General features: G+C 69.4%; 19 protein-coding genes. 7 read left to right on the top strand and 12 right to left on the bottom strand.

Features of this window, described 5'->3' with window-relative positions; all coding sequences use genetic code 11:
* The 4 genes from AC1DCG_RS19730 to hslV form a co-directional block, all read right to left on the bottom strand.
* A partial coding sequence (locus tag AC1DCG_RS19730) for a DNA translocase FtsK 4TM domain-containing protein (RefSeq protein ID WP_477041615.1) occupies positions 1–765 on the bottom strand: 765 nt, incomplete at its 3' end.
* 406 nt (positions 766–1,171) lie between these two features.
* Complete coding sequence (hslU, locus tag AC1DCG_RS19725; protein WP_477028728.1) at positions 1,172–2,467, bottom strand: ATP-dependent protease ATPase subunit HslU; 1,296 nt, start codon at positions 2,465–2,467, stop codon at positions 1,172–1,174.
* Positions 2,464–3,303 (bottom strand): DUF4440 domain-containing protein, encoded by an 840-nt coding sequence (locus tag AC1DCG_RS19720; RefSeq protein WP_477028729.1) that lies wholly within the window; start codon positions 3,301–3,303, stop codon positions 2,464–2,466. The genes hslU and AC1DCG_RS19720 overlap by 4 nt, the downstream gene beginning before the upstream one ends.
* 99 nt (positions 3,304–3,402) lie before the next feature.
* A complete protein-coding gene (gene hslV, locus AC1DCG_RS19715) occupies positions 3,403–4,002 on the bottom strand; it encodes an ATP-dependent protease subunit HslV (RefSeq protein ID WP_165258457.1) in 600 nt (199 codons plus the stop codon).
* 5 nt (positions 4,003–4,007) lie between these two features.
* Here hslV and AC1DCG_RS19710 point away from each other — a divergent pair, with 5 nt between their 5' ends.
* Positions 4,008–4,745: a HesA/MoeB/ThiF family protein gene (locus AC1DCG_RS19710; RefSeq protein WP_477028730.1), complete on the top strand. Its 738-nt coding sequence runs from the start codon at positions 4,008–4,010 to the stop codon at positions 4,743–4,745.
* Between the two features lie 131 nt (positions 4,746–4,876).
* Positions 4,877–6,391: an acetyl-CoA hydrolase/transferase family protein gene (locus AC1DCG_RS19705; protein ID WP_477028731.1), complete on the top strand. Its 1,515-nt coding sequence runs from the start codon at positions 4,877–4,879 to the stop codon at positions 6,389–6,391.
* Here the strand turns inward: AC1DCG_RS19705 and AC1DCG_RS19700 are convergent.
* Both AC1DCG_RS19700 and AC1DCG_RS19695 read right to left on the bottom strand, forming a co-directional pair.
* On the bottom strand, positions 6,388–7,032 hold the full coding sequence (locus AC1DCG_RS19700; RefSeq protein ID WP_477028732.1) for a hypothetical protein: 645 nt from the start codon (positions 7,030–7,032) through the stop codon (positions 6,388–6,390). The genes AC1DCG_RS19705 and AC1DCG_RS19700 overlap by 4 nt on opposite strands.
* A 159-nt stretch (positions 7,033–7,191) precedes the next feature.
* Positions 7,192–8,178 (bottom strand): 2-hydroxyacid dehydrogenase, encoded by a 987-nt coding sequence (locus AC1DCG_RS19695; RefSeq protein ID WP_165258465.1) that lies wholly within the window; start codon positions 8,176–8,178, stop codon positions 7,192–7,194.
* A 73-nt stretch (positions 8,179–8,251) separates the two neighbouring features.
* On the opposite strand from AC1DCG_RS19695, the gene AC1DCG_RS19690 reads away from it, so the two are divergent.
* The 4 genes from AC1DCG_RS19690 to AC1DCG_RS19675 all read left to right on the top strand — a co-directional run bounded on the left by AC1DCG_RS19690 (position 8,252) and on the right by AC1DCG_RS19675 (position 11,579).
* On the top strand, positions 8,252–8,791 hold the full coding sequence (locus tag AC1DCG_RS19690) for an SH3 domain-containing protein (RefSeq protein WP_477028733.1): 540 nt from the start codon (positions 8,252–8,254) through the stop codon (positions 8,789–8,791).
* An 86-nt stretch (positions 8,792–8,877) separates the two neighbouring features.
* Positions 8,878–9,393 carry a 3-hydroxyacyl-[acyl-carrier-protein] dehydratase FabA gene (gene fabA / locus AC1DCG_RS19685; RefSeq protein WP_165258469.1) on the top strand — a complete coding sequence of 172 codons (516 nt, stop codon included), beginning with the start codon at positions 8,878–8,880 and terminating at the stop codon, positions 9,391–9,393.
* Positions 9,394–9,462: 69 nt separating this feature from the next.
* A complete protein-coding gene (fabB, locus tag AC1DCG_RS19680) occupies positions 9,463–10,677 on the top strand; it encodes a beta-ketoacyl-ACP synthase I (RefSeq protein WP_477028734.1) in 1,215 nt (404 codons plus the stop codon).
* Between the two features lie 86 nt (positions 10,678–10,763).
* Positions 10,764–11,579 carry an enoyl-ACP reductase FabI gene (locus AC1DCG_RS19675; protein WP_477028735.1) on the top strand — a complete coding sequence of 272 codons (816 nt, stop codon included), beginning with the start codon at positions 10,764–10,766 and terminating at the stop codon, positions 11,577–11,579.
* A 261-nt stretch (positions 11,580–11,840) separates the two neighbouring features.
* On the opposite strand, the gene AC1DCG_RS19670 is transcribed toward AC1DCG_RS19675, so the two are convergent.
* From AC1DCG_RS19670 to AC1DCG_RS19650, 5 genes are all read right to left on the bottom strand, one after another.
* The gene (locus AC1DCG_RS19670; RefSeq protein WP_477028736.1) at positions 11,841–12,449 is read right to left on the bottom strand and encodes a TetR/AcrR family transcriptional regulator; all 609 of its coding nucleotides are present in this window, start codon (positions 12,447–12,449) and stop codon (positions 11,841–11,843) included.
* Complete coding sequence (locus AC1DCG_RS19665) at positions 12,449–14,062, bottom strand: DHA2 family efflux MFS transporter permease subunit (RefSeq protein WP_477041614.1); 1,614 nt, start codon at positions 14,060–14,062, stop codon at positions 12,449–12,451. The genes AC1DCG_RS19670 and AC1DCG_RS19665 overlap by 1 nt, the downstream gene beginning before the upstream one ends.
* A 12-nt stretch (positions 14,063–14,074) precedes the next feature.
* Positions 14,075–15,187, bottom strand: coding sequence for an HlyD family secretion protein (locus AC1DCG_RS19660; protein ID WP_477028738.1), 1,113 nt, complete (start codon positions 15,185–15,187; stop codon positions 14,075–14,077).
* A gap of 158 nt (positions 15,188–15,345) precedes the next feature.
* The gene (locus AC1DCG_RS19655; protein WP_477028739.1) at positions 15,346–15,903 is read right to left on the bottom strand and encodes a hypothetical protein; all 558 of its coding nucleotides are present in this window, start codon (positions 15,901–15,903) and stop codon (positions 15,346–15,348) included.
* Positions 15,903–17,702, bottom strand: a complete 1,800-nt coding sequence (locus AC1DCG_RS19650; protein WP_477028740.1) for a DUF885 domain-containing protein — start codon at positions 17,700–17,702, stop codon at positions 15,903–15,905. Before AC1DCG_RS19650 ends, AC1DCG_RS19655 begins: the two co-directional genes overlap by 1 nt.
* A 129-nt stretch (positions 17,703–17,831) precedes the next feature.
* On the opposite strand from AC1DCG_RS19650, the gene AC1DCG_RS19645 reads away from it, so the two are divergent.
* Complete coding sequence (locus AC1DCG_RS19645) at positions 17,832–18,812, top strand: TraB/GumN family protein (protein ID WP_477028741.1); 981 nt, start codon at positions 17,832–17,834, stop codon at positions 18,810–18,812.
* A 170-nt stretch (positions 18,813–18,982) separates the two neighbouring features.
* On the opposite strand, the gene AC1DCG_RS19640 is transcribed toward AC1DCG_RS19645, so the two are convergent.
* A complete protein-coding gene (locus AC1DCG_RS19640) occupies positions 18,983–19,783 on the bottom strand; it encodes a MipA/OmpV family protein (RefSeq protein ID WP_165258489.1) in 801 nt (266 codons plus the stop codon).
* Positions 19,784–19,953: the final 170 nt, after the last annotated feature.

The raw sequence follows: 19,953 nt of genomic DNA, 5'->3' as shown, positions 1-19,953 counted from the left end.
GCGCGGCGCGGGCGCCTGCGGCTCGTCGCTGTCGATGGCGTCGATGGCGTCGCGCACCGGGCGGCGCGGGGCGGCCTTGGGACGCGGGGCGCGGGCGGCTTGCGGCTCGGGTTCCTGGCGGGGCGCGCGTTCACGCGGCGCGGTCAGGCGCGCGACCAGGGCCATGATGCTTTCGGGGTCGATGCGGCGCACGCCCAGCGCATAGCCGACGCCGACCACCGCCCCGACCAGCAGCAGCAGGGCGGCGATCACCCGGGCGCCGGGAATGTGGGCGAAGCTGAAGATCCCGGCCAGCAGGTTCAGAAGGCCGTCGCCCCAGAACCCGCCAAGGCCTTTGGCCAGCGGCCAGACGGCGGGCTTGGCCAGCACGGTCAGGAAGCCGGCCAGGGCCAGCAGGCCCGCCACGCCGACGCCGGCCCGCACGCGCAGTTCGCGGCGGTGGGCGTCGGGGTCGGGCTGGGCGGTGCGGGCCAGGCCGAACACCAGCATCATGATCGCCGCGACCCAGCCGGCCAAGCCCAGCGACTGGACGACCACGTCGGCGATCACCGCGCCGGCGCCGCCCAGGGCGTTGCTGGCCGGTGCGCCGCTGACGGCGTTGAAGCTGGGATCGGAGGCGTCGTAGGTGGCCAGGGACAGCAGCAGACCCGCGCCCAGAACTGCCAGGACGCCGCCCCGGAACCGGGCCGTCCACGGCTGGTCCCAGCCATAGCGCACCGCCTCCCAGACCAGCTCCACATTCGATCGCCGCGCCACTCGCGCCATGAACCACTCCGAAGCACTTCGAAGCCTACCTTGTGGCCGCAGATGGTTAAGGGGCGTTTACCGAGATCGGGCTTACCGGGCCTCTGGAAACAAAGACTTAGTGTCGCACGTCGTCACGAGAGCTTCATGGAACCAGACTCGCTGGACGCGCATTTGTACGCCGTATCCCCCTAGTAACATCCCCTCTGACTTCGCGGCCCGGACGGCGACGCCCGGGCTGTTTTTCGTCACGACGATCTCCTTCTCCCCTTGCGGGAGAAGGTGGCGGTCGAAGACCGTCGGATGAGGGGTCTCTCAGAAGGTTGAATACCTACCCGCTTATCCTTCGTCGCGGCGGAAAGGCCCGTCGACCCCTCACCCGACCTCCCTTCGGGAGGCCACCCTCTCCCGCAAGGGGAGAGGGATCCTACAGAATATACCGGCTGAGATCGGCGTTGGCCGCCAGGGTTCCGACGCGCTGGTTGACGTAGTCGGCGTCGATGGTGACCGTCTCGCCGCCGTGGTCGGTGGCGGTGAAGCTGATTTCCTCGACCACCTTTTCCATGATGGTCTGCAAACGCCTGGCGCCGATGTTCTCGACCGAAGCGTTGACGGCCACGGCCGCGTCGGCCAGGGCGTCGATGGCCTCGTCGGTGAACACCAGGGTCAGGTTCTCGGTGGCCATCAGGGCCTGGTGCTGGCGCAGCAGGTTGGCTTCCGGCTCGGTGAGGATGCGGCGCATGTCGTCGCGCGACAGGCCCTTCAGCTCGACGCGGATCGGCAGGCGGCCCTGCAGTTCGGGCAGCAGGTCCGACGGCTTGGCCACGTGGAAGGCGCCCGAGGCGATGAACAGGATGTGGTCGGTCTTCACCGGCCCGTACTTGGTCGACACCGTCGTGCCCTCGATCAGCGGCAGCAGGTCGCGCTGCACGCCTTCGCGGGAAACGTCGGCGCCGCCGCGCTGCGAGGAGCTGGCCACCTTGTCGATCTCGTCGAGGAAGACGATGCCGTGGTTCTCGGCCAGGGCCAGCGCCTCTTGAGTGAGGGCCTCCTGGTCGAGCAGCTTGTCGCTCTCCTCAGCGATCAGCGGCGCCCAGGCGCCCGAGACCGTCGTCTTGTGGGTCTTGGTGCGGCCGCCGCCGAACGACTTCATCATCTCGCCGAGGTTCAGCACCGAGGCGCCCGGCTGGCCGGGGATCTCGAACATGCCGCCGCCGCCGTTGTCGGCCAGCTGCAGCTCGATCTCCTTGTCGTCGAGCTCGCCGGCCCGCAGCTTCTTGCGGAAGCTGTCGCGGGCCGCCGTGGCGCCGGGGCCGGTCAGGGCGTCGAGGATGCGGTCCTCGGCGGCGGCTTCGGCCTTCGCCTTCACGCCCGAACGGCGCTTGTCGCGCACCATGGCCAGGGCGCTTTCAACGAGGTCACGGACGATCTGGTCGACGTCGCGGCCGACATAGCCGACCTCGGTGAACTTGGTGGCCTCGACCTTGAGGAACGGGGCCTGGGCCAGCTTGGCCAGGCGCCGGGCGATCTCGGTCTTGCCCACGCCCGTGGGGCCGATCAGCAGGATGTTCTTGGGGGTGATCTCGTCCTGCAGGTCGGCCGGAGTGCGGCGGCGGCGCCAGCGGTTGCGCAGGGCGACGGCCACGGCGCGCTTGGCCTCGGCGTGGCCGACGATGAAGCGATCCAGTTCGGAGACGATTTCGCGGGGGGAGAACTCGGTCATGTGTCGTTGATCAGGGTCTCGAAGATCAGGCGCCAGCCTTCGGCGCGTTTCTGCCACACGTGCATATAGTGCGCGGCGACGGGTTTGTTATCGGGTCCGCTCCAAGTCGCCTCGCCGTGGGTCCAGACGAGGTCGCCAGCGCCCGACGCGCCGCCGCCCTGCGGGCGCAGGGCGATGGAGGCCGCACGCAAGGCCAGGCGCGCGGAAAGGTCGTTGCCGGCCAGGGTCTTGGAGCCCTTGGGCCCCAGCAGCCAGGCGTCGGCGGTCAGCACGGCCCGGTAGGCGGCGGGGGCGTCGGTGGAGGCGGCGGCGGCCAGCGCGGCCTCGGCGTCGCGAGCGGCCTCGAAGCCCTGGGCCTGGGACGCCGCGCCCTCGGGAGCCGGCGGTCCGACCTGGGCGGCGGCGTCGGGACCGGGGGCCTTGCCGGGATCGGCCTCGGCGCCGCCGTCATAGACCCACTTCCACACCCCGTCCGCGCCCTTGCGCCAGATCGTGGCGTAGTAGCCGCCGCGCTTGTCGTCGATCGACCAGGGCCCGAAGGACAGGCCAAGGTCGCCCGACCGCGCGATCACCACCTTCTGCGGCCACCAGAAGAGCCTGGGTTCGTTCGTGCCGGGGCGTTTTTCGTAGAGCTCGCGGGCGCTCACCGGCCCCGGCGCGAAGGCGATGGCGTCGTCGGCCATGTGCTTGAGGAACGAGCCCCTGATCCCCAGCGCCAGGCCGTCGGCGGCGAAGGCCCGCTCGGCGGCCTCGATGGGCGCGGCCGAGATCTCCTGGGCGAGCGCGGGGCCAGCGATGGCGGCGGCGATAAGAGCGGGGGGAAGGATCTTGAGCATGGTGTCGGGTCCTCGAACGCCAGCTTTTCTGTCTAGTCCACTCTAGTCGTCATCCCGGCCGCAGCGAAGCGGAGAGCCGGGATGACGACTTGAAGAGACCTACAGCCCTTCGACCGTCAGGTTGCCGTTCGTGTAGACGCAGATCTCGGCGGCGATGGCCATGGCGCGGCGGGCGATCTCTTCGGCGCTCAGGTCCTGGTCGATCAGCGCCTTGGCGGCGGCCAGGGCGTAGTTGCCGCCCGAGCCGATGGCCGCGACCGCGCCGCCGCCGGGGCTCTCGCCCGGCTCCAGCACGTCGCCGACGCCGGTGACGGTGTAGATGGCGTCCTTGTCGGCGACCAGCAGCATGGCCTCCAGGCGGCGCAGGTAGCGGTCGGTGCGCCAGTCCTTGGCCAGATCGACGCAGGCCCGGGCCAGCTGGTTGGGATACTGCTCGAGCTTGGCTTCCAGCCGCTCGATCAGGGTGAAGGCGTCGGCCGTGGCCCCGGCGAAGCCGGCGACCACCGCGCCTCCGGCCAGGCGGCGGACCTTGCGGGCGTTGCCCTTGACGACGGTTGGGCCCATGGAGACCTGTCCGTCGCCGGCGATCACGGTCTGGCCGTTCTTGCGCACCGCGAGAATGGTGGTGCCGTGCCAGTCGGGGAACGAGTTCGAGCTTTGCATGGCTTCGCATGTGGCGAGGCCGGCCTGGAGGGTCAAGCGCCATGAGCTTTTCGGAACGCGAGGTCGAGCGCTACGCCCGCCACCTGGTGCTGCGCGAGATCGGTGGGCCGGGGCAGCAGAAGCTCAAGGCGGCCAGGGTTCTGATCGTCGGCGCCGGGGGCCTGGGCGCGCCGGCTGCGCTCTATCTGGCGGCCGCGGGCGTGGGGACGATCGGCCTCGCCGACGCCGATGCGGTGTCGCTGTCGAACCTGCAGCGGCAGGTGCTCTATGCCGAAACCGATGTCGGCAAGCCCAAGGTCGAGGCGGCCGCGACGCATCTGGCGGCGCTCAATCCGAACGTGACGGTGGTTCCCCACCCCGTGTGGCTGGATGCGGCCAACGCCCGCGAGATCGTGCGCGACTACGACATCGTGCTGGACGGCACCGACGACTTTTCCACCCGCTTCGCCGTCAGCGACGCGTGCCTCGCCGAAGGCAAGGTGCTGGTCAGCGGGGCCCTGGGGCGCTGGACCGGCCAGGTCGGGGTGTTCCACGGCCAGCCCTGCTATCGCTGCCTGGTGCCCGAGATCCCGCCGGACGCCGAGACCTGCGCGCTGGTCGGGGTGGTCGGGGCGCTGGCTGGCGTGATCGGTTCGATGATGGCCCTGGAGGCCGTCAAGGTGATCGCCGGCGCGGGCCAGCCGCTGTCGGGGCGCCTGCTGATCTACGACGCCCTGGCGGCCGAAACCCGCACGGTGCGGATCGGCGCGGATCCCGGATGCCCCGCCTGCGGAGCATAGCGCCGTTCGGCGAAAACCTTGTGCCTACGGGGCTTTACGGGGTCGAGTCGGTGGATCGTTTGGTCTAGGTTGCCGGCCGCCGGTCCCGGCGGACCTCCCCCTTGCCGCCGGTCGGCCAAGGGAGAAAACCGATGACCAACTCTCGCATCGCCCACCCCGGCCTGGCGGCCAAGGTCATGAGCGCGCAGGACGCCGCCGCCCTGATCGAGCCGGGCTCGACCGTCGGCATGAGCGGCTTCACCGGCTCGGGCTATCCCAAGGCCGTGCCGATGGCCCTGGCCGAGCGCATCGAGACGGCCCACGCCGCCGGCGAGCCGTTCCGCGTCAAGGTGTGGACCGGCGCCTCGACCGGTCCGGAGCTGGACGGCGCCCTGGCCAAGACCGACGGCGTCGAGTTCCGCCTGCCCTACAATTCCGACCCCATCGCCCGCGAGAAGATCAATCGCGGCGAGATGGAGTATTTCGACATGCACCTCAGCCAAGTGGCCCCGATGGCCTGGCAGGGGTTCTTAGGAACACTCGACACCGCGGTCGTGGAGATCGCCGGGATCCGCGCCGACGGCTCGCTGATCCCCTCCTCGTCGGTGGGCAACAACAAGACCTGGCTGGACCGCGCCTCGAAGATCATCCTCGAGGTCAACCGCTGGCAGAACCCGGCGCTGGAGGGGATGCACGACATCTACTACGGCACCGCCCTGCCCCCCAGCCGCGTGCCGATCCCGCTGGTGAGGCCCGACGACCGCATCGGCGAGGCCTATTTCCGGGTCGATCCCAGCAAGGTCGTCGCCGTGGTCGAGACCGACGCGCCCGACCGCAACCTGCCCTTCGCCGCGCCCGACGCCTCGGCCCTGGCGATCGCCGGCCACCTGCTGGAGTTCTTCGCCCACGAGGTGAAGATGGGTCGCCTGCCCGCCTCGCTGCTGCCGCTGCAGTCGGGCGTGGGCAACATCGCCAACGCCGTGCTGACGGGCCTGGTCGACGCACCGTTCGAGAACATGACCGCCTATACCGAAGTGATCCAGGACGGCATGCTCGACCTGCTGGCCGCCGGCAAGCTGCGCATGGCCTCGGCCACGGCCTTCTCGCTGAGCCCTGAGGCCGCCGCCGGCCTCAACGCCGACATGCAGAGCTTCCGCGACAAGATGATCCTGCGCCCGCAGGAGATCTCCAACCACCCCGAACTGATCCGGCGCCTGGGCTGCATCGCCATGAACGGCCTGATCGAGGCCGACATCTACGGCGCGGTGAACTCGACCCACGTGATGGGCTCGCGCATCCAGAACGGCATCGGCGGCTCGGGCGACTTCGCCCGCAACGCCTATGTGTCGATCTTCATGACCCCGTCGACGGCCAAGGGCGGCAAGATCTCGGCCATCGTCCCGCAGGTCAGCCACGTCGACCACATCAACCAGGACGTCCAGGTGATCGTCACCGAACAGGGCCTGGCCGACCTGCGCGGCCTGTCGCCCAAGCAGCGGGCCCGGGTGATCATCGACAACTGCGCCCACCCCGACTTCCGTCCGGGCCTGGAAGACTACTTCCAGCGCGCCCAGCTGGGCGCCTATGGCCGCCAGACCCCGACCCTGCCGGGCGAGGCGCTGTCGTGGCACCAGCGGTTCATGGAGACGGGGGACATGCGGGGCTAGAGCCGCACGCCCTGGCAGGTTTCAGAGTCGCTGAACCGCATGCCGTTGCCGGCCTCGAGGATGACCTCCCCGGGGCTGCCCGACAGCACGCGCTGGGCGGCGGAGCGGGGAACCTGCCAGTCCGGCGTCGCCACCCGCTTCACCGGATCGGCGACGCGAGCGGCCTTCATCAGCGCCGCCATGTCGGCCTTGCGGAACCTGGGCCCCAGATCACCCGCGAAGCCGGCCCGGAACAGGCGCTGCAGCAGGGTGAACTCACTAGCGTGCCGCAGGATTTCGGCTTTCGCCGGCGAGCGGGCGACATTGGCCATGACCTGACGCTGGATGCCGTCGGCCAGCATGGCGAACTCCCACGGCGCCGACGCCGAACCATTCCGAGGCTCCCGGTCGAAGGCCACCTGCGTCATGAAACGAAGCGGCGGCGTCTTCTGGGGAGAGGCGCCCAAGGCGTCCTGGCTCACGACATAGCCGCGCTCTCGCACGCCGCTCCATATGGCGAAGCCGGCGTTCTCATCGATGGCCTCGCGCCTGGCCCTGACGCAGCGCCAGTAGGCGGCCTCACCGCCGTCCAGCATCGAACCGCAGGTCTTCAGGGCCACGACCACCGGCTTCTGGAACCGCCAGGCCTCACGCGCAAACACCGACGCCGTCGGGTCGTCCAGGCCCCCCCCTGAGCGCGCGAGGATGGACAACACTGTTGGAACCGTTACGCGAAAGCCGCCCCCGCAGCGGAAAGCAGATTAACCAAAACTCAGCTTAAACGCGAGTCAATGTTAACAAGTTTCCGGGAGTTGCTCCGCCTACAGCATCGCCGGGATGACCCGGTCGGGCGGGCGGTGGCCGTCCATGAAGGTCTTCACGTTGACGATGACCTTCTCGCCCATGTCGATGCGGCCCTCGACGGTGGCCGAGCCCATGTGGGGCAGCAGCACGACGTTGGGCAGCTTGAGCAGCTTGGGATTGATGGCCGGCTCGTGCTCGTAGACGTCCAGGCCCGCGCCGGCGATCTCGCCGCGGGCCAGCATGTTGGCCAGGGCCCCCTCGTCGATGACCTCGCCGCGGGCGGTGTTGACCACGATGGCGTGCGGCCGCAGCAGCTTCAGCCGCCGGGCCGACAGCAGGTGGTAGGTGGCCGGGGTGTGCGGGCAGTTGATCGAGATGATGTCCATCCGGGCCAGCATCTGGTCGAGGCTTTCCCAGTAGGTGCAGCCCAGCTCCTCGGCGATGCGCGGGCTGACGGGCTTTCGGTTGTGATAGTGCACCTGCATGCCGAAGGCCTTGGCGCGGCGGGCCACGGCCTGGCCGATGCGGCCCATGCCGACGATGCCCAGGCGCTTGCCCCACAAGCGGCGGCCCAGCATCCAGGTCGGCGACCAGCCCTGGAACTCGCCGGCCTTGACCACCTCGGCGCCTTCGACGACGCGGCGCGAGGCGGCCATGATCAGGGTCATGGTCAGGTCGGCGGTGTCCTCGGTCAGGACGCCTGGCGTGTTGGTGACGATGATCCCCCGCGCATTGGCGGTGGCGACGTCGATATTGTCGACCCCGGCCCCGAAATTGGCGATCAGCTTGAGCCTTTCGCCGGATCGCGACAGAAGGCGACTGTCGATGCGGTCGGTGATGGTCGGCACCAGAACATCAGCCCGTCCCATGGCGTCGACCAGCTCATCGGCGGTCATCGGCTTGTCTGACAGGTTCAGTTCGGTGTCGAACAGTTCGCACATGCGCGTCTCGACCGGATCGGGCAGCTTGCGCGTGACGACGACTTTGAGCTTGCGGGCAGGCATGGGCGGTCCGAAAAGCCTTTCCCTGACGGGCATTCGAAATCTGTAGCAAAGGGGCCGGAAGCGGCCAAGCAACATGCCGGTGAAATGCAAACATCGTTCGCTGGGCGGATTGGCGCTGGGCGGTCTCGCGGCGGCGACCCTGCTGCTGGCCGGCCCCGCCCTCGCCCAGCCCCCAGCCACGACGCCCTCGGGCCTGCCGGTGCCGCGCTACGTCGTTCTGAAGTACGGCGAGGTCAATGCGCGCCAGGGCCCCGACGAGCAGCACCGCCTGCTGTGGATCTACAAGGCCAAGGGCCTGCCGGTGCAGGTGGTGGCCGAAACCCGCGAGTGGCGGCGGATCTGCGATCCCGAAGGCGGCCTGGCCTGGGTGCACAAGCGCACCACCGACGGCCGCCGCACGGCCATGCGGGTGCAGGACAGCCCCCTGCCCCTGCGCGCCTCGCCCAAGCCGGAGTCGCGGATCAGCGCCTACCTGGCCGGCCGATCGATCGCCAATCTCGACAAGTGCGAGAAGGGCTGGTGCCGCCTGAAGGCCGACGGCGCGTCGGGCTGGGCCCCGGAAGACGAGATCTGGGGGGCCAAAGAGACCCTGCAGTGTCCCGAAGGGCGCTGATTTGCGCCCATTTCGGGGTGGCTCTCACCAATTGTCGCCGAATGTAACATTGAGGCCCGCCCCGGCGCCGTGCTAGGGGCGTTCGCATGCAAAAGAGCGCCTACACCTTCGAAGAGCTCCTGGCCTGCGGCCGGGGCGAAATGTTCGGCCCTGGCAACGCCCAGCTGCCCGTGCCGCCGATGCTGATGTTCGATCGCATCGTCCGGATCGAATCCGAGGGCGGCAAGTACGGCAAGGGCTATGTCGAAGCTGAATTCGACATCAAGCCGGACCTCTGGTTCTTCGGTTGCCACTTCATCGGCGACCCCGTCATGCCCGGGTGCCTGGGCCTGGACGCCATGTGGCAGCTGGTCGGCTTCTTCCTGGGCTGGTCGGGCGCGCCGGGTCGCGGCCGCGCCCTGGGCGTGGGCGAAGTGAAGTTCACCGGCCAGGTGACCCCCGACGTCAAGAAGGTCGTCTACAAGATCGACCTCAAGCGCGTGATCATGCGCAAGCTGGTCATGGGCATCGGCGACGGCGTCATGGAAGCCGACGGCAAGGTGATCTACGAAACCAAGGACCTCAAGGTCGGCCTGTTCACGGCCGAACAGATGGCGGGTTGATCCAACCGACAGGCCGGCCGTTCTGTTCAAGGAGCCGGCTCCGGCGATCGGGGAGAAAGAGGTACTGATATGCGTCGCGTCGTCGTCACGGGACTGGGCGTCGTCTCGTCCATCGGCAACAACGCCAACGAGGTGCTGGCTTCGCTGCGCGAGGCCAAGTCGGGCGTGGTCGCCGCGCCGGAGTACGCGGAACTCGGCTTCCGCTGCCAGGTGCACGCCGCCCCCCAGATCGAGTGGGAAGGCCTGGTCGATCGCCGCGCCGCGCGCTTCCTGGCGCCCGGCACGGCCTACGCCCACATCGCCATGGAACAGGCGATCAGCGATTCCGGCCTCGAGGAGAGCGACATCTCCAACGAGCGCACGGGCCTGATCGTCGGTTCGGGCGGCCCGTCCACCCGCGTCATCGTCGAGGCCGCGGCCACGACGAAGGAAAAGGGTCCCAAGCGGATCGGTCCGTTCGCGGTGCCCAAGGCCATGAGCTCGGGTCCGTCGGCGGTGCTGTCGACCTGGTTCAAGATCCGCGGGATCAACTATTCGATCAGCTCGGCCTGCGCGACCAGCGCCCACTGCATCGGCGCGGGCGCCGAGCAGATCCAGCTAGGCAAGCAGGACATCGTCTTCGCCGGCGGCTGCGAGGAGCTGGACTGGACCCTGTCGAACCTGTTCGACGCCATGGGCGCCATGAGCACCAACTTCAACGACCGCCCGGCCGTGGCCAGCCGCGCCTACGACAAGGACCGCGACGGCTTCGTGATCGCCGGCGGCGCGGGGATCGTGGTGCTCGAGGAATACGAGCACGCCAAGGCGCGCGGGGCCAAGATCTATGGCGAGCTGATCGGCTACGCCGCCAACTCCGACGGTTACGACATGGTCGCTCCGTCGGGCGAGGGCGCGGCCCGTTGCATGAAGCTGGCGATGGCGCAGGCCGGCGGCCGCAGCATCGACTACCTGAACCCGCACGGCACCTCGACCCCGGTCGGCGACAGCAAGGAGATGGGCGCGGTGCGCGAGGTGTTCGGCGACAAGGCGCCGCTGATCTCGTCGACCAAGTCGCTGACCGGCCACAGCCTGGGCGCGGCCGGCGCGCAGGAGGCGATCTACTCGATCCTGATGCTCAAGAACGGCTTCGCCGCCGAGAGCGCCAACATCGAGAACCTCGACCCCGAGTTCGCCGACCTGCCGATCCTGCGCCAGCGGGCCGACAAGCCGCTCGACACGGTGATGTCCAACAGCTTCGGCTTCGGCGGCACCAACGGCACGCTGATCTTCGGCCAGGCCGACTGAGCCTTTTCCAGACACGCCGGGGCGGGCGGGTTCCGAAGCGGAAGCCCGCCTGCTAACCAGCGATCCAAGATCCAAGGAGCCGACCGATGGCCGACGACTACGCATTCCCCAAGGGCGAGCTGATGGCGGGCAAGAAGGGCCTCGTCATGGGCGTGGCCAACCACAACTCGATCGCCTGGGGCATCGCCAGCCAGCTGGCCGCCCAGGGCGCCGAGATGGCCTTCACCTACCAGGGCGAGGCGCTGGAGCGCCGCGTGCGCCCGCTGGCCGAAAGCATCGGCGTGACCACCCTGATCCCGGCCGACGTCACCGACGACGCCTCGATGGACGCGGCCTTCGCCGCCGTCGAGGAGAAGTTCGGCACGCTCGACTTCGTGGTCCACTCGGTGGCCTTCGCCAACAAGGACGAGCTGAAGGGCTCGTTCGTCGACAACACCACCCGTGAGGGCTTCCTCACGGCCATGAACATCTCGGCCTTCAGCTTCGTCGACGTCGCCAAGCGCGCGGCCAAGATCATGCCGAACGGCGGCTCGCTGATCACCATGACCTATCTCGGGTCGGAGCGGACCATCCCGAACTACAACACCATGGGCGTGGCCAAGGCCGCCCTGGAAGCGGCGACCCGCTACATCGCCCGCGACCTCGGCCCCAAGGGCATCCGCGTCAACGCCATCTCGGCCGGCGCCATGCGCACCCTGGCCCTGGCCGGCATCGCCGGCGGCCGCGGCATGATCGCCCAGGGCCGCGCCTTCAGCGCCATGAAGGAAGACACCTCGATGGAAGGCGTCGCCGGCGCCGCCCTGTGGCTGGTCTCGGACCTGGGCCGCTCGACCACGGGCGAAGTCGTCCACGTCGACGCCGGCTTCCACATGATGGGCATGCCCGACGAAGCCGAAGGCTGATCCCCTTCGGCCCCAGGCTGAACGAACGAGGCCCGGCGGAGCGATCCGCCGGGCTTTTTCGTGGGCGGCAAGAGCTCTAGGGCTGATTGAGATTCACTCGATCACAGCCCCACAGGACCGTCTTTCCCCGCGAAGGCGGGGAGCCAAGCTGGCGTTCAGAATGTGGCGCGGCCGTGGGTCGTCTGCTGGTTCGGCTTGGATCCCCGCCTTCGCGGGGAAGGCTCGGATGAGGATGACCGGGATACTAGACGTCGATCGGCCCTAAGGCGCGTAGGCCCGCATGAACCGGTCCGCGGCGGCCGCGGCCTGGGCGTGGAACTCGGCGGCGGTGCGGTCGGACGGCAGGCGCAGCAGGGCCCGCAGCTGGCTGTGGCCCATGACCATGCCGGCGAAGAACTCGGCGGCTTGCTCGGCGTCGTCGACGGCCAGGCGGCCCAGCTTCGTTTCGGTCTCCAGGAAGGCGGCCAGCTGGCGGCGGGCCTGGCGGGGGCCGGCTTCGAACACCTCGCTGGCCACATCGGGCATCTCGCCCGCGCCCTGGATGATCACCCGCAGCACCGAATAGCCGTTGGTGGTGATCACCGTCTCCAGCATCGAGCGGGCGATGGCCTCCAGCGCCTCGCGCGGATTGTCGACGGCGCCCGGCTCGCGCAGCGGAGCCGTGATGCGCGCCACGCGGCGGGCCATCAGCGCCTTCACCAGCTCGGCCTTGGAGCCGTAGTGGTTGTAGACCGTCTGCTTGGAGACGCCGGCCCGGCGGGCGATCTCCTCCATCGGGGCCGAGAGACCGCGCTGGCCGATCACCTCGACGGCGGCGTCGAGAATGGCCTCGGTCTTGGCGACGTCGATCTGTCCGGCGATCCTGGGCATCAGTGGGCGTCCGAGGGCGGCGGCGGCAGGACCTTGGGCGGGGCGGCCAGCAGGCTGACCACGGCGGCCACGAAGCAGCCGTAGGCCAGCAGGGTGAAGCTGTCGCCGAAGGCCAGCACCGTGGCCTGCTGGTTCATCATGTTGCCGATCGCCTTGCGGGCCGCGCCGTCGGGGTCGCTGACCCCCAGCTGCTGCATGCGCGCGGCCAGGCCCGCCATCATCGTCCCGGCCTCGCCGCCGTTCATCACCTTCGACGACATGTCGCTGAAGTAGAGGGCGGTCTGCTGGGTGATGCTGGTGGCCAGCAACGCCAGGCCGATGGCGCCGCCGGTGTTGCGCGCGAGGTTCACGAGGCCCGAGGCGTTCTTGACCATGTGCGGCGGCAGGGTGCTCATCGTGATCTGCTGGGTAGCGATCATGGCGATCATGACGCCGACGCCGCGGCAAGCCTGCACCCAGGCGAATTCCCAGAAACCCCAGTTTTTGGTCACGCCGTGGGCCATGTACATGCCCCAGCCGGCCAGCAGGAAGCCAACGCACATCGGGATGCGCGGATCGACCTTGCGCACGATGCGGCCGGCGATCGGGCCGGTGGCGAACATCGACAGGCCCGAGACCACCATGGTGGTGCCCACTTCCGAGGCCGAATAGCCCCGCACGCGGCTGAGGAACTGCGGCAGCAGGAAGGTGCCGCCGAACAGGCTGGCGCCCGAGATCGCGGTCATCATCACGCCGATGCTGAAGTTGCGGTTGGCGAAGGCCTTCAGCTCGACGATCGGGTTCTTGTAGGTCAGCTGGCGCCAGATGAAGACCACGCCGGTGACCACGGTCACGACGGTGAGGCCCAGGATCAGGTCGTCCTCGAACCAGTTCTCCTTGGCGCCTTCCTCCAGCACGTACTGCATGCTCATCAGGAAGACGGCCATGAAGGCCAGGCCCGACCAGTCGAAGCCCTTGGCCAGGCTGGGGTCGCCCTTGTCGAAGTCGCCCCACTTGGCCACCGCGAACAGCACCAGGATGCCGGGCGGGACGTTGATGAAGAACAGCCAGCGCCAGGACAGCCATTCGGTCAGGTGACCGCCCAGGGTGGGGCCGACGGTGGGGGCCAGGGTGACGATCAGGCCCATGATGACGCTGGCGGTGATCCGGCGCTCGGGCGGGAAGGCGGTGAAGGCCACGGCGAACACCGTCGGGATCATCGCCCCGCCGATGAAGCCCTGCAGCGCCYGGGTCAGGATCATCATGTCGATCGACGAGCTGAGGCCGGTGGCGACGCTCATCAGGATGAAGCCCAGGCACGAGGCCATGTAGAGCCGCTGGGTGCCCCACAGCCGCGAGAGATATCCCGACAGCGGGATCATCACGACCTCGGGGATCAGGTAGGCGGTCTGGATCCAGCTGACCTGGTCGGCGCTGGCCCCGACGCCCGCCTGGATTTGCGGCAGCGAGGCCGCGACGATCTGGATGTCGAGGATGGCCATGAACTGGCCGATGACCATCGCCCCGAAGCCGAGGAACAGCTTGGTCCAGTCGACCTCGCCCCCGGTCTTGGCCGGGGCGGGCGGCGCGGCGGGCTTGCCCGCGGCGGCGTTGGGCAGGGCGGCGTCGGTCACGACGGCGCGGCCTTAGCGGGCCTGGGTCGCGATGGGGGCGCGGGCGACCTGCTCGGCCCCTTGGCCGGCGTCCGCGAAGGACGGGCCCGAACGATCACGGACGTCGACCTTGACTTCGACCGACAGGCCCGGACGCAGGGCCGCGCCCTTGCCCTGGCGCTCGACGGCGATCTTGACCGGCAGGCGCTGGGTGATCTTGGTGAAGTTGCCGACGGCGTTCTCGACCGGGATCAGGGCGAACTCCTGGCCGGTGGCCGGCGCGAAGCTGTCGACCTTGCCGACGATCTTCTCCTTGCCGAAGGCGTCGGCGTGGATCTCGACCGGCTGGCCGACCCGCAGGCGGGCGACCTGGGTCTCCTTGAAGTTGGCGACCACGAAGCTCTGGCCCAGCGGCACCACCGACATCAGGGCCACGCCCGGCTGCACCAGCTGGCCGGGACGCACGGTGCGGGCGCCGACCACGCCGGCGGCGGGGGCGCGGATCACGGTGCGTTCGAGGTCGAGGCGGGCCTGGGCGACGGCGGCGTGGGCGGCGGCGGCCTGGGCGACCGTCTGGGCGCGGGCCGAACCCAGCGCCGAGGCGGTGCGGCGCTCGGCCTCCAGGGCGGCCTGGGCGCTCGCCACGGTGGCTTCCGACTGCTTGGTCCCGGCGGCTTCGGTCTGGACCTTCTGCTGCGACACCCAGCCCTGCTTGGCCAGGGCGTCGTAGCGGTCGAGGTCCGCGCGGGCCCGGCCGGCGTCGGCCTGGGCGCTGGCGACGCCCGCCTGGCGCTGCTGGATCAGGGCCTGTTCGAGGACGGACTTGTCGTCGACGCTCTTGATGGCCGCGTCGAGGGCGGCGGCGTTGGCGATCGCCTGGTCGAGCTTGGCCTGGAAGGTCGAGGGGTCGATCGTGGCCAGCACCTGGCCGGCCTCGACCCGCTGGTTGTCGGCCACCAGCACCTGGGCGACATAGCCGGTGACCTGCGGGCTGACCGAGACGGTGTCGGCCTGAACGAAGGCGTTGTCGGTGCTCTCGAAGCGCTGCTTGTCGATGTACCAGAACGCGCCGCCGACCAGGATGGCCGCGCCGGCGACGCCGGCCACCAGCAACGGAACCAGCTTCTTCTTCTTCGTCTCGGCCATGGCCCAACCCTGAAAGGACTGCGGGCGTCCGAAAACGGGGGCGACTATTCGCCTAGCGGACGCGACGGGGGATAAATGGACGAATTCGTCCAAAAATCAATCCGCCCTTTCCGCGGCATTGTGCGGCGCCGCGAAAACGCCCGCGCCGACGGGCCGGCTCATTCCAACGGCGGTCGCTCGTCCGTCCAGCAGGCCTCGAGCGCCGCGCTCGCCTTCTTCCACCATGGCCCTATGAGGTCGCCGGTGGGATCGAGCAGCGTCAGCGCCACATCCGACGAACCGGCTTGACCCCACCGCTTCAGCCGCCACCCCGAACTGTGGAGCGGCGGCGTCTGCATGCGCGGCTTGGGCAAGTCGCGCAGCGCGTAGGGCGTGGCGGCCGGCAGGTTGTCGAGGTCCTCGATCACCGTGACCAGGGCCGGGCACTTGCGCCCGTCGATCCACTGGGTCCTGGTTTCCGCCTGGCCAGCCCGCGCGCCGATGCGCCAGGCCTCCTCTGTCTTCCTTTCCGCCGTCCACACCGACGGCTCGCCTGGCGCGGGCCGGCCGTCGGGACCGAACAGGCCATGACGGGTGAAGGCGACGCTGGTGCTGCCGGATCCCGAAGGACCGGCGAAGCCGTAGTCGAGCACCACCCAGGGAAAGGACTGATACCGGATCTGGGCGGCGGCCGGCGTCGCCAGCAGCAGGACGAGCGCGAGGAGGGCCGAACGCATCAGGCGGCCTTCTTTTCGGCGATCCAGGCGTCGACCTGGACCTCCAGCACGTCGAGCGGCACGGCGCCGTTCTTCAGCACCGCGTCGTGGAAGCCGCGCAGGTCGAACCTGTCGCCCAGCGCCGTCTCGGCCCGGGCCCGCAGCTCGCGGATCTTCAGCTCGCCCAGCTTGTAGGCCAGGGCCTGGCCCGGCCAGGTGATGTAGCGGTCGACCTCGGCCTCGATGTTGGTGCGCGACAGGGCGGTGTTGTCGAGCATGAAGGCGATGGCCTGGTCGCGGGTCCAGCCCTTGGAGTGGATGCCGGTGTCGACCACCAGCCGGCAGGCGCGCCACATCTCGTAGGACAGGCGGCCCATGTCCTTCTCGGGCGTGTCGTAGAGGCCCATCTCGATGCCCAGGCGCTCTGAATAGAGGCCCCAGCCCTCGACGAAGCCGGTGAAGAAGGCCGCGTTCTTGCGGAACTCCGGCAGGTCCAGCTCCTGCTGCAGCGCGATCTGGTGGTGGTGGCCGGGCACGGCCTCGTGCACCGTCAGGGCCGGCATCTCGTAGAGCGGCCGCTGGTCGAGGTGGGTGGTGTTGACGAAATAGACGCCGGGCGAGCCTGTGCTGGCGAAGCCGGCGTTGTAGTAGGCCGTGGTGTTGCCTTCCGCGATCTCGGCCGGAATCTCGCGCACGGTGTAGGGCAGGCGGGGCAGGGTTCCGAACAGCTTGGGCATCCAGCCGTCGATGGTCTTGGCCAGGAACGTCGCCTCGCGCATCAGCTCGCCCGGGGTCTTGGCGTAGTACTTCGGATCGGTGCGCAGCTTGTCGATGAAGGCTTTGCGGTCGGGCGCGATCCCGCTCTTGCGGGCGACCTCGTCCATCTCGGCGCGGATGCGGGCCACTTCCGACAGCCCCAGCTGGTGGATCTCGTCGGGGGTCTTGGTCGTCGTGGTCATCACCCGCACCTGGTAGGCGTACCAGGCCGGTCCCTGGGGCAGGGCGGAGGCGGCCACGTCCTTGCGGCACCTGGGCGCGTAGTCCTTCTCGTAGAAGTCCGACAGCGCCTGGTAGGCGGGATTGATCTTGCCGCTGATCGTCGCCTTGGCGCGGGCCTGCATGGCGGCCCAGTCGGCGTCGGAGATCGTCGTCGGCTTCTTGCCCTTGAACGGCTTGTAGAAGGCCGAGGCCTGCGGATCCTTGGCGATGGTGGCGGTGATCGTCGCCCCGAACGCCTTCATCGGCGCGCAAGGCTGGACGTAGCCCTTGGAAAGGCCCTCGCGCACCGTGGCGATCGAGGCTGCGTTGTAGGCCGGATAGAGGTCGAGCCGTTTCAGGTAGCTGTCGTAGTCGGCCTTGGTGAAGAACGGCAGCATGTCGGGCAGGGCGGCGAAATACTGGTGCCAGCTGCCGATGCTGGAGAACAGCATGGTGCGCTGGCCGAACCGCGCGCCCTCGACCTGCTCGGCGAGCATGCGGTGCAGGATGGCCTTGTTCACCCTGTCGGCCTGGGAAAGGCCCGCGTCGGGGATGGCGTCGAGCCGCTTGCGGAAGGCTTCGGCCTCGGCGGCGCGGCGATCGGCGTAGGCCAGGGACGGATCGTCCAGCTGGTCGTCATAGGTGCGCACGCCCAGCAGGGTGGCCTGCAGCGGCGCGCCCTTCAGCCACCAGGCCCAGTGCTCGTCGACCAGGGTCTTCAGCGCCGGGGAGGTCACGCCGGCCGACGCGGTCGCCGCCGACGCCTGGGCCAGGGCGGGCGAGGCCGCGGTTGCGGCCAGCATGGCGGCCGCGCAGGCCGCTCCCATCCACCGCTTGAGCATGTTTCCCCCTCCAGGATCATCGACAGCCCGGGCAGACAGCCATGCGTTGGGGAGCCTGCGCAAGTCGCGCCCCCGTTTCGCCATCGCGCGACGCGCACTATGTCTGGCCGCACGCTGAAGGGATGACGCATGGCCGCTTCGAGATCCGCCCGGGTTGGAGCCCTCGCCGCGCTGGCCGCGACCTTCGCCGTCCCGGCCGTGGCCCAGACCCCCAGCGTCGAGCTGCAGCCGACCGATCCCGGCAGCGCCGTGGTCGAGGAGCTGCTGGTGGTCGCCCGCCCGCCGGGCCCGGCGCTGTGGCTGGTCGAGAAGAACGGCGCCAAGCTCTATGTCCTCGGCTCGGCCGCGCCCCTGCCGCACCAGCTGAAGTGGGACAGCCCCCGCCTCAACCGCGCTCTGGACCAGGCCAGCCTGGTGCTGGTGCCGCCCGAGGCCTCGGTCGGGCCCATGCAGGTCACCAAGTTCTTCCTCACCGGCGGCGGCGGGGTGCGCCAGGCCTTCGGCAAGAAGCTGGAGGACCGCCTGCCGCCCGACCTGAAGGACCGCTTCGTCAAGGCCCGCACCCAAGCCCGCCGCACCGCCGTGCCCTACAAGGACTGGAAGCCCGCGGTGGCCGGCTTCATCGTGCTGTCGGACTTCCGCCAGGCCGCCGGCCTGTCGGAGGCCAAGCCGGTCAGCACCATCGAGCGCATGGCCAAGGCCAAGGGCGTGAAGGTCAAGGCCATGAGCCAGTATCGCCTGGGCCCGGTGCTGGGCGCGGCCGGCAAGCTGTCGGACGAGGCCAACCTCGCCTGCCTGCGCGACGCCCTCAACGAGATCGACTACGAGGCCCCGCGCTGGAACACGCTGGGGACCGACTGGGCCAACGGCGACATCGCCTCGGTGCGGGCCCGCTATTCGTCGAGCGCCGCCCAGCGCTGCCTGCTGCGCGCGCCCGGCGGGGCCGGCCTGCTCAACGACCAGATCGGCCAGTCGGCCAAGGCGCTTTCGGAAGCGCTCGAACGCCCCGGCGTCACCGTCGCCGTCGTCGACCTGGCCTTCCTGCTGCCCAGCAACGGCGTGCTCGATCGACTGCGGGCGCAAGGCGCGACGGTGACCTCGCCGAGCTGACTTTCCGTCGTCATCCCGGCCGGAGCGAGCGCAGAGCCGGGACCCAGGGGCCACTGCAATGCGGCCGCCGCGCCTGGACGCCAACTCTGGCCGCGACGCCCGGTCCCCTGGGTCCCGGATAGCCGCTGCGCGGCTTCCGGGATGACGAGCTTTGGGAAGGACCGCGCCCCCTACCGCCCGATGAACCGGCGCACGACGATCAGGCCGCCGCGGTATTCGTCCTGCTGGCCGTAGCGTTCGATCAGCGGGCTGTCGGCGGCTTCGCCGAGGATGCGCTCGTAGTTGGCGAAGGTGCCGATGGCGTACTTGTCGCCGATCGGGGTCATCATCAGGAAGGCCACGCCCACCTGGTTGAGGCCGCCCTTGGGATCATACTCGTTCAGGCTGGGCACGGCCGCCACGTCGCGGGCGGTGACGCCGTAGAAGGTTCGGTTGGTGTTCTTGTCGCCGCCGCGGGCGTAGACCATCGACTGCAGCAGGCCCACCGGCGTCACGTCCTGGCGCGAGACCGAGCCCCAGAAGTCCCAGCCGTCGGAGACGCCGGTGACGTCGCGGCCGATCCGGCCGCCGACCACGAAGTCCTTCCAGGTGCGCTTGTAGGCGTAGAGCGCCAGGTCGGCGCCGGTGTCGGGGCTCTGGATGCCGCTGTCGGTGTCGTCGGGACCGCCCCAGCGCGGGCGCAACTGGGCGCCGGCGTGGAAGGTCTCGTCGTTGATGACGTTGTAGCCCAGGCCGTCGAGGCCGTTGGCGTAGACCTTGCCCTTCCAGTGGGCGCTGCCCCAGAAGGTGAAGTTGGTCTTGTGCGGGTCCTTGCCGCCGGGGCTGAAGCCGTAGACGGGACCGCCGCCGACATCGACCTCCCAGGTCGCGGGAGCTTCGACGTCCTTGTAGGGCAGGGCCTGGGCGAGAGCCGCGGCGGGCAGGGCGCAGGCGGCCGCCGCCAGCAGGGCGAGGAGAGGCTTGGTCGACATGGAGTCCTTGCGATCAGACCAGAACAAACGGGACCCCAATCCCTGACCGCATCCCGTCGAACGCGTTCGATGAAGCCCTTAATCCTCCGCGGACGGAAAGGCAAAGGGCTTCGCGCGGACGCCCGCCCCTCGGCGAGCCCCTCGACCAACTGGCCCAAGCGACTCGAAAT

The sequence above is a fragment of the Caulobacter sp. 10L414 genome, from assembly GCF_056395525.1.
The sequence above is the reverse complement of the archived record's forward strand: the minus strand, read 5'-3'. Positions and strand labels throughout refer to the sequence as shown.

Coding starts and splice junctions, on each gene's coding strand:
- hslU (WP_477028728.1), bottom strand. CDS start 2,467: ATGACCGAGTTCTCCCCCCGCGAAATCGTCTCCGAACTGGATCGCTTC.
- AC1DCG_RS19720 (WP_477028729.1), bottom strand. CDS start 3,303: ATGCTCAAGATCCTTCCCCCCGCTCTTATCGCCGCCGCCATCGCTGGC.
- AC1DCG_RS19710 (WP_477028730.1), top strand. CDS start 4,008: ATGAGCTTTTCGGAACGCGAGGTCGAGCGCTACGCCCGCCACCTGGTG.
- AC1DCG_RS19705 (WP_477028731.1), top strand. CDS start 4,877: ATGACCAACTCTCGCATCGCCCACCCCGGCCTGGCGGCCAAGGTCATG.
- AC1DCG_RS19695 (WP_165258465.1), bottom strand. CDS start 8,178: ATGCCTGCCCGCAAGCTCAAAGTCGTCGTCACGCGCAAGCTGCCCGAT.
- AC1DCG_RS19690 (WP_477028733.1), top strand. CDS start 8,252: ATGCCGGTGAAATGCAAACATCGTTCGCTGGGCGGATTGGCGCTGGGC.
- fabA (WP_165258469.1), top strand. CDS start 8,878: ATGCAAAAGAGCGCCTACACCTTCGAAGAGCTCCTGGCCTGCGGCCGG.
- fabB (WP_477028734.1), top strand. CDS start 9,463: ATGCGTCGCGTCGTCGTCACGGGACTGGGCGTCGTCTCGTCCATCGGC.
- AC1DCG_RS19675 (WP_477028735.1), top strand. CDS start 10,764: ATGGCCGACGACTACGCATTCCCCAAGGGCGAGCTGATGGCGGGCAAG.
- AC1DCG_RS19670 (WP_477028736.1), bottom strand. CDS start 12,449: ATGCCCAGGATCGCCGGACAGATCGACGTCGCCAAGACCGAGGCCATT.
- AC1DCG_RS19660 (WP_477028738.1), bottom strand. CDS start 15,187: ATGGCCGAGACGAAGAAGAAGAAGCTGGTTCCGTTGCTGGTGGCCGGC.
- AC1DCG_RS19655 (WP_477028739.1), bottom strand. CDS start 15,903: ATGCGTTCGGCCCTCCTCGCGCTCGTCCTGCTGCTGGCGACGCCGGCC.
- AC1DCG_RS19650 (WP_477028740.1), bottom strand. CDS start 17,702: ATGCTCAAGCGGTGGATGGGAGCGGCCTGCGCGGCCGCCATGCTGGCC.
- AC1DCG_RS19645 (WP_477028741.1), top strand. CDS start 17,832: ATGGCCGCTTCGAGATCCGCCCGGGTTGGAGCCCTCGCCGCGCTGGCC.
- AC1DCG_RS19640 (WP_165258489.1), bottom strand. CDS start 19,783: ATGTCGACCAAGCCTCTCCTCGCCCTGCTGGCGGCGGCCGCCTGCGCC.